This window comes from Hongsoonwoonella zoysiae, assembly GCF_013266695.1.
GTDB lineage: Bacteria > Pseudomonadota > Alphaproteobacteria > Rhizobiales > Stappiaceae > Hongsoonwoonella > Hongsoonwoonella zoysiae.
The window spans coordinates 1,271,598-1,287,300 of record NZ_JABRXF010000001.1 but is presented as its reverse complement, the minus strand read 5'-3'; the positions used below and the strand labels follow the sequence as shown (position 1 = coordinate 1,287,300).

The 15,703-nt window shown below is 61.9% G+C and carries 14 protein-coding genes and 1 pseudogene; 14 read left to right on the top strand and 1 reads right to left on the bottom strand.

Annotated features, from left to right (window positions below; translation table 11 throughout):
• The first annotated feature begins 160 nt into the window (after positions 1-160).
• The 4 genes and pseudogenes from HPQ64_RS06015 to HPQ64_RS06000 form a co-directional block, all read left to right on the top strand.
• Positions 161-1,960 carry an IlvD/Edd family dehydratase gene (locus tag HPQ64_RS06015; protein ID WP_172887416.1) on the top strand — a complete coding sequence of 600 codons (1,800 nt, stop codon included), beginning with the start codon at positions 161-163 and terminating at the stop codon, positions 1,958-1,960.
• Between the two features lie 1,125 nt (positions 1,961-3,085).
• The gene (locus tag HPQ64_RS06010; RefSeq protein WP_172887415.1) at positions 3,086-3,424 is read left to right on the top strand and encodes a helix-turn-helix transcriptional regulator; all 339 of its coding nucleotides are present in this window, start codon (positions 3,086-3,088) and stop codon (positions 3,422-3,424) included.
• Positions 3,414-4,727 carry a type II toxin-antitoxin system HipA family toxin gene (locus HPQ64_RS06005; protein ID WP_172887414.1) on the top strand — a complete coding sequence of 438 codons (1,314 nt, stop codon included), beginning with the start codon at positions 3,414-3,416 and terminating at the stop codon, positions 4,725-4,727. The genes HPQ64_RS06010 and HPQ64_RS06005 overlap by 11 nt, the downstream gene beginning before the upstream one ends.
• A gap of 210 nt (positions 4,728-4,937) precedes the next feature.
• Positions 4,938-5,048: pseudogene (locus HPQ64_RS06000) on the top strand (integrase core domain-containing protein); the annotation flags it as partial.
• Between the two features lie 107 nt (positions 5,049-5,155).
• Here the strand turns inward: HPQ64_RS06000 and HPQ64_RS20575 are convergent.
• On the bottom strand, positions 5,156-5,287 hold the full coding sequence (locus HPQ64_RS20575; protein ID WP_281358249.1) for a hypothetical protein: 132 nt from the start codon (positions 5,285-5,287) through the stop codon (positions 5,156-5,158).
• A 265-nt stretch (positions 5,288-5,552) separates the two neighbouring features.
• Here HPQ64_RS20575 and HPQ64_RS05995 point away from each other — a divergent pair, with 265 nt between their 5' ends.
• The 10 genes from HPQ64_RS05995 (at position 5,553) to HPQ64_RS05950 (ending at position 15,697) form a co-directional block, all read left to right on the top strand.
• Complete coding sequence (locus HPQ64_RS05995) at positions 5,553-6,338, top strand: IclR family transcriptional regulator (protein ID WP_172887412.1); 786 nt, start codon at positions 5,553-5,555, stop codon at positions 6,336-6,338.
• Positions 6,339-6,380: 42 nt separating this feature from the next.
• On the top strand, positions 6,381-7,433 hold the full coding sequence (locus HPQ64_RS05990; RefSeq protein ID WP_246270319.1) for an extracellular solute-binding protein: 1,053 nt from the start codon (positions 6,381-6,383) through the stop codon (positions 7,431-7,433).
• Positions 7,434-7,446: 13 nt separating this feature from the next.
• Positions 7,447-8,367 carry an ABC transporter permease gene (locus tag HPQ64_RS05985; RefSeq protein ID WP_172887411.1) on the top strand — a complete coding sequence of 307 codons (921 nt, stop codon included), beginning with the start codon at positions 7,447-7,449 and terminating at the stop codon, positions 8,365-8,367.
• Positions 8,364-9,179 (top strand): ABC transporter permease, encoded by an 816-nt coding sequence (locus tag HPQ64_RS05980; RefSeq protein ID WP_172887410.1) that lies wholly within the window; start codon positions 8,364-8,366, stop codon positions 9,177-9,179. The genes HPQ64_RS05985 and HPQ64_RS05980 overlap by 4 nt, the downstream gene beginning before the upstream one ends.
• On the top strand, positions 9,176-9,934 hold the full coding sequence (locus HPQ64_RS05975; protein WP_172887409.1) for an SDR family NAD(P)-dependent oxidoreductase: 759 nt from the start codon (positions 9,176-9,178) through the stop codon (positions 9,932-9,934). Before HPQ64_RS05980 ends, HPQ64_RS05975 begins: the two co-directional genes overlap by 4 nt.
• A 14-nt stretch (positions 9,935-9,948) precedes the next feature.
• A complete protein-coding gene (locus tag HPQ64_RS05970) occupies positions 9,949-10,809 on the top strand; it encodes a polysaccharide deacetylase family protein (protein WP_172887408.1) in 861 nt (286 codons plus the stop codon).
• Between the two features lie 20 nt (positions 10,810-10,829).
• Positions 10,830-11,924 carry an ABC transporter ATP-binding protein gene (locus HPQ64_RS05965; protein WP_172887407.1) on the top strand — a complete coding sequence of 365 codons (1,095 nt, stop codon included), beginning with the start codon at positions 10,830-10,832 and terminating at the stop codon, positions 11,922-11,924.
• A 5-nt stretch (positions 11,925-11,929) separates the two neighbouring features.
• Complete coding sequence (locus tag HPQ64_RS05960; protein WP_172887406.1) at positions 11,930-12,955, top strand: ketopantoate reductase family protein; 1,026 nt, start codon at positions 11,930-11,932, stop codon at positions 12,953-12,955.
• A gap of 281 nt (positions 12,956-13,236) precedes the next feature.
• Positions 13,237-13,983: a tellurite resistance TerB family protein gene (locus HPQ64_RS05955; RefSeq protein ID WP_172887405.1), complete on the top strand. Its 747-nt coding sequence runs from the start codon at positions 13,237-13,239 to the stop codon at positions 13,981-13,983.
• Between the two features lie 100 nt (positions 13,984-14,083).
• Positions 14,084-15,697: a GMC family oxidoreductase gene (locus tag HPQ64_RS05950; protein WP_172887404.1), complete on the top strand. Its 1,614-nt coding sequence runs from the start codon at positions 14,084-14,086 to the stop codon at positions 15,695-15,697.
• Positions 15,698-15,703: the final 6 nt, after the last annotated feature.

Genomic DNA, 15,703 nt, shown 5'->3' with positions numbered 1-15,703 from the left:
TATTCTCTCGCGATGAAACTCTGAAAGCTCTATTATTAGGGCGACGAATTGACTATCCAGTCGCTCGTCCCGTTTCGCGCACGCGCGAAACGGGATATCTCAGAGAACGAAAGCGGCATTCGGGCCTTGGCCCATAAACCGCTTCACGCGGAGGATGATCATGACTGCCAAGGACAAGCGCTCGCTTCGCTCGAAAGCCTGGTTCGACAATCCGGACAATCCGGGCATGACCGCGCTTTATATCGAGCGCTACCTGAACTACGGGCTGACGCGCGAGGAACTGCAATCCGGCAAGCCGATCATCGGCATCGCCCAGACCGGCTCGGACCTTTCGCCTTGCAACAGGCACCACATCGAGCTCGCCAAACGGGTTCGCGACGGCATCACTTCAGCGGGCGGCATCTGCATGGAGTTTCCGGTTCATCCGATCCAGGAAACGGGAAAGCGGCCGACGGCAGCGCTTGACCGTAACCTTGCCTACCTTGGCCTCGTTGAAGTGCTTTACGGCTACCCGCTTGACGGCGTGGTTCTGATGATCGGCTGCGACAAGACCACCCCCGCCTGCCTGATGGCGGCCGCCACGGTGAATATCCCTGCGATCGCGCTTTCCGTCGGGCCGATGCTGAACGGCTGGCACAGGGGCGAGCGAACAGGCTCCGGCACCATTGTCTGGAAGGCGCGTGAATTGCTCGCCGAAGGCGAGATCGACTACGACGGCTTCATGGAGATCGTCTCATCTTCAGCGCCCTCCGTTGGCTATTGCAACACGATGGGCACGGCGACCACCATGAACTCGCTGACGGAAGCACTCGGCATGCAGTTGCCGGGTTCCGCCGCCATTCCCGCGCCTTATCGAGAGCGCGGCCAGATTTCGTATGAAACGGGTCGGCGTATCGTTGACATGGTGTGGGAGGACCAGAAACCTTCAGACATCATGACGCGCGAGGCGTTCGAGAACGCAATCGCTGTGAATTCGGCGATCGGCGGTTCGACCAACGCGCCGATCCACCTGAACGGGGTCGCGCGGCATCTCGGCGTCGAGCTCGACAATGACGACTGGCAGCGCGTCGGCCACGATATTCCCCTTCTCGTCAACCTTCAGCCGGCGGGCGAATACCTGGGCGAGGATTACCACCGCGCGGGTGGCGTACCTGCGGTCGTCGCCGAACTCATGAAGGCGGATCTCCTGCCCCACCCCGATGCGGTGACGGCGAACGGCGCGAGCATTGGCGAAAATTGCCGCAATGTGCAGAACCTGAACCCGGACGTCATCCATCCGGTTTCAAACCCGTTGGTGAAGAACGCCGGCTTCGTCAACCTGAAGGGCAACCTTTTCGACAGCGCGATCATGAAGACGAGCGTCGTCTCGAAGGAGTTCCGCGACCGCTATCTCTCGAACCCCGACGATCCGGACGCTTTCGAGGGCCGCGCCATCGTTTTCGAAGGGCCGGAGGATTATCACCACCGGATCGAGGATCCGTCGCTGGAGATCGACGAAAACTGCATGCTCTTCATTCGCGGCACCGGGCCTATCGGTTATCCGGGGGGCGCGGAAGTCGTCAACATGCAGCCTCCCGCCTATCTCCTCAAGCGCGGCATTCATTCGCTGCCCTGCATCGGCGACGGGCGCCAGTCCGGCACCTCCGGATCGCCGTCGATCCTGAACGCCGCCCCGGAAGCCGCGGCCATGGGCGGGCTCGCGCTTATCCAGACGGGAGACCGCGTGCGCATCGACCTGCGGAAGGGCACGGCAAATATTCTGATTTCGGATGAGGAACTTGCCAGACGCCGCGCCGACCTCGAGGCAAAGGGCGGCTTCCCTTATCCCGAAAGCCAGACGCCGTGGCAGGAGATCCAGCGTTCGCTGGTCGACCAGTTCGACAAGGGAATGGTGCTGAAGCCCGCGGTAAAATACCGCGACGTGGCCCACACGAAAGGGATCCCGCGCGACAATCACTGAGCGGACCTAGCGGTGAACTTCTGGAAGGTGTCCATTCGGACCGGACCGTGGCGACTGGAGTTACCAAGCTTCAGCATTCACCGGAGGGTCCGAATGAACATCCACAGGAATGCCCGCCTGACGCCCTTGCGTCGAGGGGCGATAGCCTCTTGTCTGTCATCGAAGGCCGCCCTCTCAAGGCCGAGCCCGCACGGGTCTGTGGCGTTTCGCTGAAGATTGTGTCGCGTCGGGTCGGGCGCTACCTAATCGAGAGACCAGGTTACACGCTGCAATCGACAGCCTTGAAAACCCTGCCGGCCTCGTTTCCAGCCCTGGCATCAGGGCGAGGTCCTCTTTGGCGCCGCCCGGATCCACGGGATCGCCTATCGTTCCGCAATCGCCGACCGTGCCTACGACGCCCGGTACTTTCACAAAACAATCCTGAACGCCGGAACCAATTCGGTTGTTCCACCTCGCACCAATCGCCGCAGGCGTAGATCAGCGCGCTGTAGCCGGCCAGCGCCGCTTGATGAACGCGCGGCCCGCACCACTCGTATTGCCCGTTTCCCTCGCCGTAGCTTTCGACGCCGACGGGTGACCGCGCGCCTGATGCCCCCGTCCGGTTTCTTTCGCGTCCTCAAGGAACAAAGCGAAAAGAAATCTCAAATGACGACCAACAATTCATAACGACAGGATATCTACAGCCGAATCACCGGCCAGATCGTTTTTGCGCTCGAACTGGGCTTCAATGCCTGGACATAAACCCGGGCTTGCCATCACGCTCGGCATTCCCGACGAACACGAGGTCATGCAACCCGGTTGGTCGCGCTGCTCAAGACGTGGTTGCTTCGGTACGCGGGCTATGCGCCGTCGCCGACAATCACGATAATCGCCCCGATGACTGTCATCATGCCGATGAAGCGCTCGCGCCAAGGGAGGGTGCGCAAACCCGGTCATTTATTAGGTGTCGCTCCATGACTTCATTCCGCCCCATCGAATTGACCGATATATAAGGCATATCTTCATAATTTGACCGATGCTACGGTCATTTTGCTGCCCGAATAGTGATTTATTAGGATTATGACCGCTATATGAGGCAAATCAGGGTGATATGCCTTATGAAGCGGTCATTCTTGAGGGTTTTTGATGGCTGCGACGCAGAAAAGAACATATGCGCGCTATACGCTCGAAGGGCTTACCCTGCTGGGAAAGATGATCCGGCTCGGGCGTAAGAAACGCAAGATGACAGAGCACGAGCTTGCCGAGCGTCTTGGCATTGCCCGCAGCACATTGCAACGGATGGAAAAAGGCGACCCCAAGGTCGAGATCGGCTTGATGTTCGAGGCCGCCGCTATTGTCGGCGTAAAGCTCTTCGATGCCGACGAGAAGGGGATAACGGCGCTTATCAGCCGAACCGACGACCGGATCGCCCTGTTGCCCAAGCATGTCTACAAGGCCGGAAAGCGGGTCGACGATGAGTTCTAAAACCGTTCCGACATATGACGAGGCCTTCGTCTGGGTCTGGCTGCCGGGCGCGACCGCGCCGGTCGTCGCGGGACGCCTTCACGCCCATGACGGGCTCGTGACATTCAATTACGGCAAGAGTTATCTCGACCGGCCAGAAGCGATGCCGCTCTACCTGCCGGAACTGCCGTTGCGCTCAGGTGAACTGCCGCTGCTCGGCGGTCTGACCATGCCGGGCTGCATGCGCGATGCCGCGCCCGACGCCTGGGGGCGGCGCGTGATCCTGAACCGCAAGTTCGGTGTCAAAGGCAGCGAGCTCGACAATCGCGATTTCTGCGAGCTGACCTTCCTGCTCGAATCCGGGTCCGACCGGATAGGGGCGCTCGACTTTCAGCGCTCGCCCACCGTCTACGAGCCGCGCGCGCCGGTCGGGGCGAGCCTGGACGAATTGATTGAATCCGCGCAACGGGTCGAGCAGGGCATTCCGCTTACGCCCGAACTCGACCAGTCGCTGCACCACGGCAGCTCCATCGGCGGTGCGCGGCCAAAGGCTCTGATCGAAGACACCACGGTCAAGCTGGTCGCCAAGTTTTCCTCGTCGTCAGACACCTATAACGTCGTCAAGGCCGAGTTCATCGCCATGCGGCTTGCCACGCTATGCGGCATCAACGCCGCACCGGTTTCTCTGGTCCACGCCTCCGGAAAGGACGTGCTGCTGGTCGAGCGGTTCGACCGTATTCACGCCGCTGGCGGCTGGCAGCGCAAGATCATGGTCTCGGCCCTCACGATGCTGGCTCTCGACGAAATGATGGCACGCTACGCGAGCTATCAGGACTTGGCCGGGATCATTCGTCATCGCTTTGCCGATCCGTCCGCTACGCTGCGCGAGCTGTTCGCCCGCATTGTCTTCAACATCCTGTGCGGCAATACCGACGATCATGCGCGCAACCACGCCGCCTTCTGGGACGGGGACAGGCTGGCGCTCACCCCCGCCTATGATATTTGCCCCCAGGGCCGGTCCGGCCAGGAAGCCTCTCAGGCGATGCTGATAAGCGGCCAGAATCGCATGAGCCGGGTCGCGTCCTGCCTTGAGGCCGCCCATCATTTTCATGTTTCGGACGATGAGGCTATCGCCCTCGTTGAAGCGCAGCTACGCTGCATTGGAGAGAACTGGAATGCCGTCTGCGAAGAAGCCGCACTCAGCCAAACCGATCGCAATTTCTTCTGGGGTCGGCAGTTTCTGAACCCCTTCGCCTTCACAAACCTCGAAGGCCAAGCCGTCACGCTGGCGACACTGGCGGAAGATATTCGCGGCAGCACGTGATCCGGCATTTGGAGAGACGATTGACCAAATACGCAGGACTCACGCGCTTTCTGGAAGAGCTCCGACCATCCTCCCGCCGCATGAGTTTTGTCGAAATCGAAAACGTCCTCGAATTCAGCCTTCCGGAGGGCACACAACGCTATCAGGCCTGATGGGCGAACGACCCGACCGTAGGGCGCCAATCGCTGGCGTAGCTGTCAGTCGGCTGCCAAACCGATGCGGAATGGATTTGTCGAAAGCTTCAACGGCAGCTTCCGGGACGAAGGCCTGAATGAGACGCTTTTATCATTACTCGCTGAGGCCTGGAGCCAAATCAGCGCATGAGGGAAGACTAGGCGGTGTTGACATAAGCGGCTTTCGCCGAGGTTTCCGCTTTCCGCAGCGGAAATGACAAAGAGGCGAGCGAGGTCGATGATCGGCTGATTAACCTAGGTGCGCATGTTCTTCAGCATCGGGAAATTCGCCTCGCCCTCCCGGAAGATCGCATTGCCACCCGATATTACGCGCTGGTCGGCGCCCCCGAACACGTTCTCGCCCGGCAGTCCAATTCGCTGCCGCATGGGGCTGACTGGAACTTTACGGCCGGTTCCGCGTCGGGGATCTGTTCCGGCGGCAGCATGAACGCTCCACCCCTTCGGGTACATTTGGCGCGATCGCCCACGATCTTGTTTTTCCCAAGGCTCGCGGGCCGGCAAATACAGTTTCGGTTTAAAGCAAACCGCCTTCACCGCCATACGGCCGGCATCAGGTGCCGGCAACTTTCGAAATTGACTCCGATCCCGAATTGAGGTTTAAAGATCACATATGTGAACGGAATTCATATATATGAACCCTCAAGTCAAGTCGGCCGTCCGCGTGTTGGATCTGCTGGAGATACTCTCCACCGCAGAACGCGGGCTGACACTTGTAGAGATTTCGACATTGCTCGAGGCGCCGAAGAGCAGCGCGCTGATGCTCCTGCGAACGCTCGTCGACCGCGCCTATGCCGAGCGGGACGAATTCGACCGGTACCGCATCAACCCTGCGCTGAAGTTCAACGAAATCGGCTGGATCGGGGGCGCCATGGCGCTTCTCGTGCGTCAGGCGCTGCCTGTCATGCGCAAGCTGACGGATAACTTGCGGGAAACCTCGATCCTCGCGACGCTGACGAGCGACGGCCATGTTCGCCTTCTCACGAAGATCGTCAGCCAGAGGGACATCCGCTACGACGCTGACCTGACGCGGCTGCATCCCGCTCACCGCACGGCTTCGGGCCGTGTGCAACTGGCTTATATGCCGCCCGAACGCATAGAAAGCCATATCGCGGCGTGGTCGGGTGGCGATATTCCGGAGCGCCTCAGGGTCGACGGGGAACGCCTCAGGCGTGATCTGGAAGTCGTGCGCGAAGCGGGTGTCGCACTCAACATCGACCAGTGGGTTGCCGGAGCGACCGGTGTCGCCGCCCCCGTTTTCAACCGTGAGGGGCGCGTGGTCGCGGCCGTCACGGTTGCGGCCGTAACCGCCCGCTTCATCGGCGATCAGGACGAAATCGTCGAAGCGACCAAGGACGCCGCAAGCGCCCTGTCGCGCGAGCACGCCGGACATCACTGTGAAGCTTCAAGGAAGAAGTAGGCCGCAAAGGCCAGGGGATTCAATGTTCTGGGAGGAACGCACATGAGCAAGTTCACTCGACGCACAATCTTGAAGGTCGGCGGCATCGGCGCGCTGGCAGCCGGTATGCCTGGCGGGCTGGTTTCGCCCAGAGCCCTCGCCGAGGGACAGCGGATCACCGTCACCGCCTTCGGCGGCATTTGGGAGAAGATGATCCGCGAGGTGATGGTCGCCGACTACGAAAAGCGGACCGGAAACGAGGCGAGCGTCCTCATCGGCGGTCCGCAGCAGTGGATGGCGCAGATCGAATCCAACCGCGAGAACCCGCCGATCGACGTGTTGATGAACACGATCGACCTTGCGCTGATCGCCGGCCGGACGGGGCTGGCGGAACCGCTCACGGTCGACAAGGTGTCCAATCTTGCCGACGTTCCCCAGCCGTTCATCGACATCGTGGAGGGCTACGGCGTGCTCTTTACCTACGGCGCGTGGGGCCTTGCCTATCATGAGCGCGTGAAGAACCCGCCGAAATCCTTCGCGGAATTCGTGGAAGGCACGATCGCGGGAAAATGGCGCGCCGCGCTGCCGAACGCCGGCTACACGGGAACGCCGCAGATCCTGATCTGGTCGCTCGCCGACGCGCTTGGCGGATCCGTCGACAACGTCGATCCCGCCTTCGAGGCGATCCAGAAAATGAAGCCGAACAGCGTTTTCTGGACAGGCATTTCCGATCCGCTGATCCAGCTCGAGACGGGCGAGGCGGACGTCGCCATCTACGTCGACGGGCGCACCTGGGCGCACTACGATTCCGGCGCGACATGGATCCGCTACATCAACCCGGAAGAGGGCGGCGTGATGCAGCCGGCCATCGCCCAGAAGGTGAAGAACGGCTCCGACGCGGCGTGGGAATACATCAACTCGCTGTTGTCGCCCGGGCCGCAGGCGGAAGTCGCCGAGCGCCTCAACTACGGCCTCAGCAACTCCAAGCTCCAGTACAGCGACAAGCTGAAGGAGCGCATCACCCCCTGGGAGAAGACGCGCTTCCCGCCGTTCGAGAAGACCGGAACGGCACAGCGGGAGTGGATCGAGCGCTGGAACCGCGAAATCCGCGCCTGAGGAAAGACGTTCAATGAAAGCGGATGTCGAACCTCCGGCATGTCCGAAGCGCGGCGCAAGATTGCGCCGCGTCCTCGGGCTGGGCCCCGCCGGCGCGGCCGTGCCCCTGATCTGGGTGCTGCCGGCGGTGGCCTTCATGGCCATATTCTTCGTCGCGCCGCTGGTGGACAACGTTGCGCGCAGCCTGAGCCTTGCCGGCGGCTTCTCGGGCGCGCCGACAAGCGCGCTCGCAGCCTACGCCAAACTGCTGGGCGATCCCTATTACCTCGAAGTGCTCGTCACGACGCTCGTATTCAGCCTGGTGGTGACGGCGATCAGCCTCGTGGCGGGTTATCCGGTCGCCTATTTCCTGGTTCGCAAGTCGGGCCGCTACTACAGCCTGATCGTCTTTCTGCTCGTGGCGCCGCTGCTGACGTCGATCATCATGCGCACTTTCGGCTGGCGGGTGCTGCTGGCGCGTCGCGGGTTCGTCAACTCTATCCTCATGGATCTCGGTATAATCGACGTGCCGATCAATTTCCTGAGCGGGCCGGGCGTCGCCGTCGCGGGCCTCGTTCACGTGCTGGTTCCCTTCATGGTGCTGGCGATCGCCTCTTCCTTGCAGGGCATCGACAGGCAGCTTGAGGAATCCGCGCAAATCCTTGGCGCAAGCCGCATGCGCACCTTCTTTCACATCACGCTGCCTTTGACGCTCGATGGCATCGGCACTGGCTTCATCCTGGTCTTCATGCTCGCCAACGGCAGCTTCGTGACGCTGCTCCTGCTCGGTGGGGGAAGCATTCAGACCCTGCCGTTGCTCATCTACCAGCAGTTCACCATCACCCGGGACTTCAATCTCGCCGGCGCGATGAGTAACGTCCTGCTCATATCGGCGCTGATCTGCCTTGTCCTGCAATTGAGGATCCTGAAGCGGCGCGGGGTAAAAGGAAAATGACTCGTCTCCTCGACCTGCTCAGGAACCCGGCGGACCTGCTACTGCCCGCCTTCGTATTCCTGTTCTTCGTGTTCATCATTGCGCCGATCGCCATCGTCGTGTGGATGGCGTTTTCGGCGCAGGCCTATATCGGCTTTCCGATCCCGGCCTATTCGCTCAAGTGGTTCTACCGGATTGTCGAGTACGAGCCGTTCCTGAATTCGCTCATTGTCAGCATCGAACTTGCCATCGCGTCCACCATCGTCGCCGCGACGATCGGCGTGCCGGCCGCGCTCGCGCTCGCCCGCAGCCGCGCGGGATTTGCCGACGGGCTCGCCACCTTCCTGCTGTCGCCGATTTCGATGCCGCAAATCGTGCTCGGGTTCGCGCTTCTGTTTTATCTCTCCGCGCTTGGCTTCGGTGTGTCCTTCACCGCTCTTCTGCTGGGACACACGCTTTGCGGAATTCCCTACATCGTGCGCACGGTGCTCGGCGTCTACCGCTCGCAACCGGCCGATTTCGAGGAGGCGGCGGCGATCCTCGGCGCGAACCGATGGCAGGTCTTCCGATATGTCACCCTTCCCCTGGTTCGACCGGGAATATTCGCCGGCGGTCTGTTCGCGCTGCTGATCTCCATGGACAACCTGCCGATCTCCTTCTTCTTCGGTTCGCCGGACACCAACACGCTGCCCGTCGTCCTGCTCAGCTACACGGAAAACCAGTTCGATCCGTCGATCGCGGCGGTCAGCACGGTTCAGATGCTGCTCGCGCTGCTCGCGCTCGTGGTGGTGGACCGGGTTTATGGCGTCAAACACATGGGAGCGCCGTCATGACGCATGATTTCACGGGCAGGACCGTCGTCATCACAGGAGCGGCCGGCGTCTACGGACGCGAGTTCGCAAGCCGTTTTGCCGCTGCCGGTGCGAACCTTTTCCTGACAGACAAGACGGTCGACAGCCTCGAGGGCACTCATGCCGGCAATCCATCCGTGCGCATCCATGCCGCCGACCTGACACGCGATGCGGATCTGGAAACGCTCTGCGGTGCCGTGCTGGAGGAGTTCGGCCCGCCGGATGTCGTCGTGAACAACGCCGGCGTCTACCCGTTCGGCGGCCTTTTCGACACGAGCCTGGAGACGTTCGACCAGGTGTTTTCGATCAACGTCAGGGCGAATTTCGAGATCACGCGGCGGCTATCCCGGGCGATGATCGATGCCGCGAGACCTGGCGTTTTCGTCTTCATAGGCTCGGCTGCGGCGCATGTGCTGCGAACGAACGGGCTTGCCTATTGCGCGTCCAAGCGGGCGCTCGAGTGGATGATGAAAGGTATCGCCCTGGAACTCGGCCAGCACGGCATTCGCGTGAACATGCTGGAACCGGGCCTGGCGCAAGGAAGCCTCGGGGCGGACTTTCCGGACGGTTACGTCGAGGCGATTACCGGGCAGATACCGCTCAGGCGGCTGATCGAGCCGGGGGAAGCCGCGGACGCCCTCCTGTTCCTGGCATCGGAGAATGCGCGCTACGTCAACGGCGCGACGCTTGCCGTGGACGGCGGCGGCTCGATCCCGCACCGGCAACGTATTTCCTGAGGAGCTGCAGCCGCATGAGCAAGACCCACATTGTCTGCATTACTTTCGATCATGACAACATGTCGCCGTATATCTCGCGCGACCTCGCCACGCCGACGATGATTTCGCGTGGCGATTTCGGCGTCGTCGCGCTGCCGCGAATACTGGACCTGCTGGATCGCTTTGACGTCAAATCCACGTTCTTCACGCCGGGTCACACGATCGAGACCTATCCGGCCTGTGCCGAGAAGGTGCTCAAGGCCGATCACGAAATCGCCCACCACGGCTGGACGCATCGCATTCCCGCCACGCTCGGCAAGGACGGCGAGGAAGAAGAACTCGTGCGCGGCATCGCGACGATCGAGCGCCTCACGGGGCGCAAGCCGCGCGGTTACCGCTCGCCCTCCTGGGACTTAAGCGAGCATTCTGTCGATCTCCTGCTCAAGCATGGATTTCGCTACGACAGCTCCATGATGGGGCACGACTACGATTGCTACTTCTGCCGCAAACCGGACCAACTGCCGCTGGAGCAGCCGGCGATCTTCGGCGAGGAGACGCCGCTCGTCGAGATGCCGATAAGCTGGACGCTCGATGACTTTCCGCACTTCGAATACATGCGCAACTTTCCCGGCATCCAGCCGGGTTTGATGAACGCCTCGCTGGTGCTGGAGAATTTCGTCGACGATTTCCTTTATATGAAGCAAATCCAGGACTGGGGCATCCTGACCTACACTTTCCACCCGCATGTCATCGGCCGTGGCCACAGGATGATCATGCTGGAGCGTCTGCTGGCCCGCCTTGCCGAGGAAGGGGCTGTCTTCATGACCATGGAAGCGGCGCTCGACGCGTGGCAGGCGCATCGGGCCGGCACTCTCGCGGAAGCTGCGGCGCGATGAGCCGACGGGGAGAGGGGATCATGCCGGAAAACAGTGCGACGCTCGACTTGCGCGGGATTTCCAAGCGCTTCGGCCATGTCGTGGCCCTGCGTCCCACGGATCTGACGATCCCTGGCGGCGGGCTCGTGGCGTTGCTCGGTCCGTCCGGCTGCGGCAAGACGACAACCCTGCGGATCGTGGCCGGTTTCGAACGACCGGATACGGGCAGCGTAATCGTCGGCGGCCGCGACATCACCAACCTTCCGCCGAACAGGCGCGGGCTGGGCATGGTGTTCCAGAACTACAGCCTGTTTCCGCATATGAGCGTGGCGGAGAACATCGCCTTCGGCCTCAAGATGGCGGGGCGCCCGGCGGGGGAAATCGGCCCGAAGGTGGGCGAAGCGCTCGAGATCGTGCGTCTTCCAGGCTTTGGCGAGCGTTTCGTTCATCAGCTTTCGGGCGGACAGCAGCAGCGCGTCGCGCTGGCGCGCTCCATCGTGACGAATCCTTCCGTTCTCCTGCTCGATGAGCCGCTTGGCGCGCTCGACAAGAACCTGCGCGAAAGCATGCAGTTCGAACTTCGCCAGCTTCAGGCGAACCTCGGCATCACCACGGTGCTTGTCACGCACGACCAGGAGGAGGCGCTGACGATGAGCGATTCCGTGGCGGTCATGCGCGACGGCCACATCCTGCAGTTCGGCTCGCCGGCGGAGGTCTACGACCGGCCCCGAAGCCGCTTCGTGGCGGAATTCCTCGGCACCTCCAATATCATCGAGGCAGACGTCGAGAGCGCGGACGAAGAAGGCGTGAGCGCCAGGAGCGCGATGAGCGAGGCACCCTTCCTGGTGCGCGGAAGTTCCGCGAATGCGGGTGCGGGCGGGCGCATCGTCATCTCCGTGCGGCCGGAAAAGATCCATCTGACGCGCGAGCGCCCGGAGCGGAACTACATCGCCGGGCGCGTCGCGGGGCATGTCTTTCGCGGCAACCACCACGCCTACCAGATCGACACCGGCCAGGGAGGCCTTCGCCTGTTCGCGAACCAGTCGCCCAGGGAATTCGCCAGCAATCGCTTCGACATAGGCGATAGCGTGAATGCCGCATGGTCGGCGGACGACGCCGTCGTCCTGAGTGAGTGAAGCAAATGAACGCAAGAGCAGGCAATACGATCGTCGTCTGGGGCGCCGGCGCGATCGGCGGTATCATCGGAGCCTACATGGCACGCGCAGGCGTCGACGTGCTTCTGGTGGATGCCGATAAACGCCATGTCGCCGCCATCAACGAGTGCGGGCTGTCGATTACCGGCGTCGATGATTTCACCGTCAAGATCGATGCCGTCACGCCGGATAATCTTGCGGGAACGTTCGAAACCGTTCTCCTTGCCGTGAAGGCGCATCACACAGGCAGCGCGGCGGCTTCCGCAGCACGCTTCCTATCCGGCGACGGCTACATCCTTTCGCTGCAGAACGGACTGAACGACGACGCGATCGCGGCGCATGCGGGCGGCGGCCGGGTGGCCCTTTCGCTCGTGAACTTCGCCTCCGACGTTACCGCGCCCGGCGTCATTCACTACGGCGGACGGGGCAGTCTCGTCGTCGGCGAGGTGGACGGGCGAAAAAGCGAGCGGCTTGCGCGCCTGTGCGACAGCCTGAAAGCCTTCGACGAGACGGTGCATGTCACCGACAACGTGAAGGGCTACCTTTGGGGCAAGATCGGCTACGGCGGCATTCTGATCGCCACGGCGCTGACCAACGAGCGAATGGCCGACCTTCTGGCCGACCGCCGCTGGCGGCCGCATCTTGCTTCCGTCGCGCGGGACATCGTCACCATCGCTCGTGCAGCCGGGATCGAGCCGGTCGGTGTCGACGGCTTCGACGCGGAGGCGTTCCTGACCGGGGATGCCGCCGGGATCGACGCCACCTTCGAGGGAATGGCAGAGCATTATCGCCACTCGGCGAAGGAACGCAGCGGCGTCTGGCGCGACCTTGCGGTGAACAGACGCAAGACCGAAGTCGGGCCGCTGATGGAACCGGTGATCTCCGCCGGCAGGAAGGCGGGCCTGCCGGTCGAAAACCTCAAAACGCTGGTGGCGATGATCGGCGAAATCGAATTGGGGACGCGCGACTTTGGCCTGAAAAACCTGGAGAGGCTTTTGCCGCTCAACTACTGAGGACGTCGCTAACGGCGTTTGAAGGGCTAACTGTGAGCTTTCTAAGAAAGCGGGATCGCTTTCGTGATCAGAATTCGCTCCAGTATCATTATCCTGCGGCCGGCTTATGGAGACGGAATTAATTCGCATATTCTTGTCGCGAATTCCGACCCGGATTTCGCAAGATATGCTCCAGTTCACGAAAACCGTGGGAATTCTCACTCTTTCGGACTTGCGCTCCCTCACCCGCCTGCCCATCTCCGATTTCGGGGCGAATTCAGGCTCGAAGGGTGAGTGAGCGCATGTTCGACACGAAAAGGCTTCTCGATCAGTTCCTCGGCGCAGGCGGCGTGCAAGGTGGCGGTTCGTCCGGCGACATTGTGAACCGCGGGCGCGATTATCTTCAGTCGAATGCCGGCGGGCTTGCGGGAGGTGCCGCGGCGGGCGGTCTTGTCGCGCTCCTGCTCGGCACCAAGGGCGGGCGCAAGTTCACCAAAAAAGCCGTTACCTATGGCGGTATGGCGCTGGTCGCGGGCCTTGCCTACAAGGCCTATCGCGATTGGCAATCGGGCGGCGGGACGCCGCATCAGGAAGACCGGAGTGCGCAAGGCGCAGAGCCGGAGGTGCTGCCGCCTCCTTCCGATTCCGCCTTTTCGCCAGAGCGGATGCCGGGCGGGGAAACGGCACTTGGCCTGAAACTCCTGACCGCCATGATCGCAGCGGCCAAGGCAGACGGCCATATCGACGCGCAAGAGCAATCCCGCCTCTTCGACAAGCTGGACCATCTAGACCTTGACGCCGAGGCCAAGGCTTTCGTCATGGACGAATTGCGCGCGCCCCTCGACATCGGGCGCGTCGTGCAGAACGCCGAAACGTCTGAAGAAGCGCTTGAGATCTACGCCGCCTCACGCCTTTCGATCGATCCCGATCATCCGGCGGAGAAAGCCTATCTCCAGATGCTCGCCGCACGTCTGAAGATCGAACCTGGTCTTGTCGCCGAAGTCGACCGCGCTGTCGAGGAAGCCCAAGGCTCCGGGCAGTCCTTCTGACCGGCTTGATATTCGCGTTGCCCGGCAGCATCTTGTCTTTTCAAGAAATTAAAAGCCGCCCTCATCGGCGGGGCGAAGGGAAGGGGCGCGCGGACCGGGCATGCGGCATCTTGGTAGCTTTGATTACATCATAGTCGGCGCGGGTTCGGCAGGTTGCGTGCTTGCCAATAGGCTGAGCGAAGACCCGGACGTTCGCATCCTCGTGCTGGAGGCCGGCGGCAAGGACGATTATATCTGGATCCACATTCCGGTCGGTTACCTTTACTGCATGGGCAACCCCAGAACGGACTGGGGATATTCGACGGCGCCCGAGGCCGGTCTGAACGGGCGCGCGCTCGCCTATCCGCGCGGTAAGGTGCTCGGAGGCTGCTCGGCCATCAACGGCATGATCTACATGCGCGGACAGGCGCGCGACTACGACCTCTGGCGCCAGCTCGGCCTTTCAGCGTGGGGTTGGGACGATGTCCTGCCCTATTTCAGGCGCGGCGAAGACCATTACGCCTGGGACGATGATTTCCACGGCCAGGGCGGCGGATGCCGTGTGGAGGAACAGCGCCTTTCCTGGGAAATCCTCGACGCTTTCCGCGAGGCCTGCGCGGAAGTTGGTATTCCTAAGACGAAAGACTTCAACCGGGGCGACAATATGGGCTCCGGGTATTTCCAGGTCACCCAGCGCGGCGGCGTGCGCTGGACGGCGGCCAAGGGGTTCCTGAAGCCCGCGATGAAGCGGGCGAACGTCGAAGTTCTGACGAAAGCCCAGGTCGCGCGCATCCGCATTGAAGACGGACGAGCCGTCGGGCTCAATCTCAAGCTCGACGGCGAGGACGCAAGCGTGGACGCAGCCGGCGAAATCCTGCTTTCGTCGGGCTCCATCGGATCGCCGCAAATTCTTGAACTCTCCGGCATCGGCAATCCGCAAATCCTGTCGAAACACGGCATAGAGGTCGCGGTCGAAAATGCATCGGTGGGTGAAAACCTGCAGGACCACCTGCAGATCCGCACGATCTTCAAGGTAAGAAACGCGAAAACGCTCAACCAGCTGACATCCAACATCTTCGGGAAGGCAAAGATCGCGCTCGAATACGCGGCAAAACGCTCGGGGCCGATGTCCATGGCGCCGAGCCAGCTCGGCGTCTTCGCCAAGACGGATGAAAGCTTCGAAACGGCGAACGTCGAATATCATGTGCAGCCGCTCTCGCTCGACCGTTTCGGCGAGCCTTTGCACCCCTTCCCCGCAATCACGGCAAGCGTTTGCAACCTGCGACCCGAAAGCCGGGGCCACATCCACATCACCTCGCCCGATCCGACGGACCATCCGGAAATCAAGCCGAATTATCTTTCCACCGTCGGCGACCGCAAGGTGGCCGCCGATTCCATCCGCCTCACGCGCAAAATCATGAGCGCGGGAGCGCTTTCCCGATACGAGCCCGTCGAATATCTGCCCGGCTCTCAGATCCACACGGACGACGATCTCGCAAAGGCCGCCGGCGAAATCGGCACGACGATATTTCACCCTGTCGGCACCTGCCGGATGGGCGCCGACGAAGCATCCGTGGTCGATGGGCGCCTGAGGGTGCGCGGGATCGCGGGATTGCGCGTTGTCGATGCCTCGGTGATGCCCGCGATCACTTCGGGCAACACGGCCGCGCCCACGATGATGATTGCCGAAAAAGCAGCCGACATGATCCGGGAAGATCGGCGGGCGGCCAGGTAAATATCG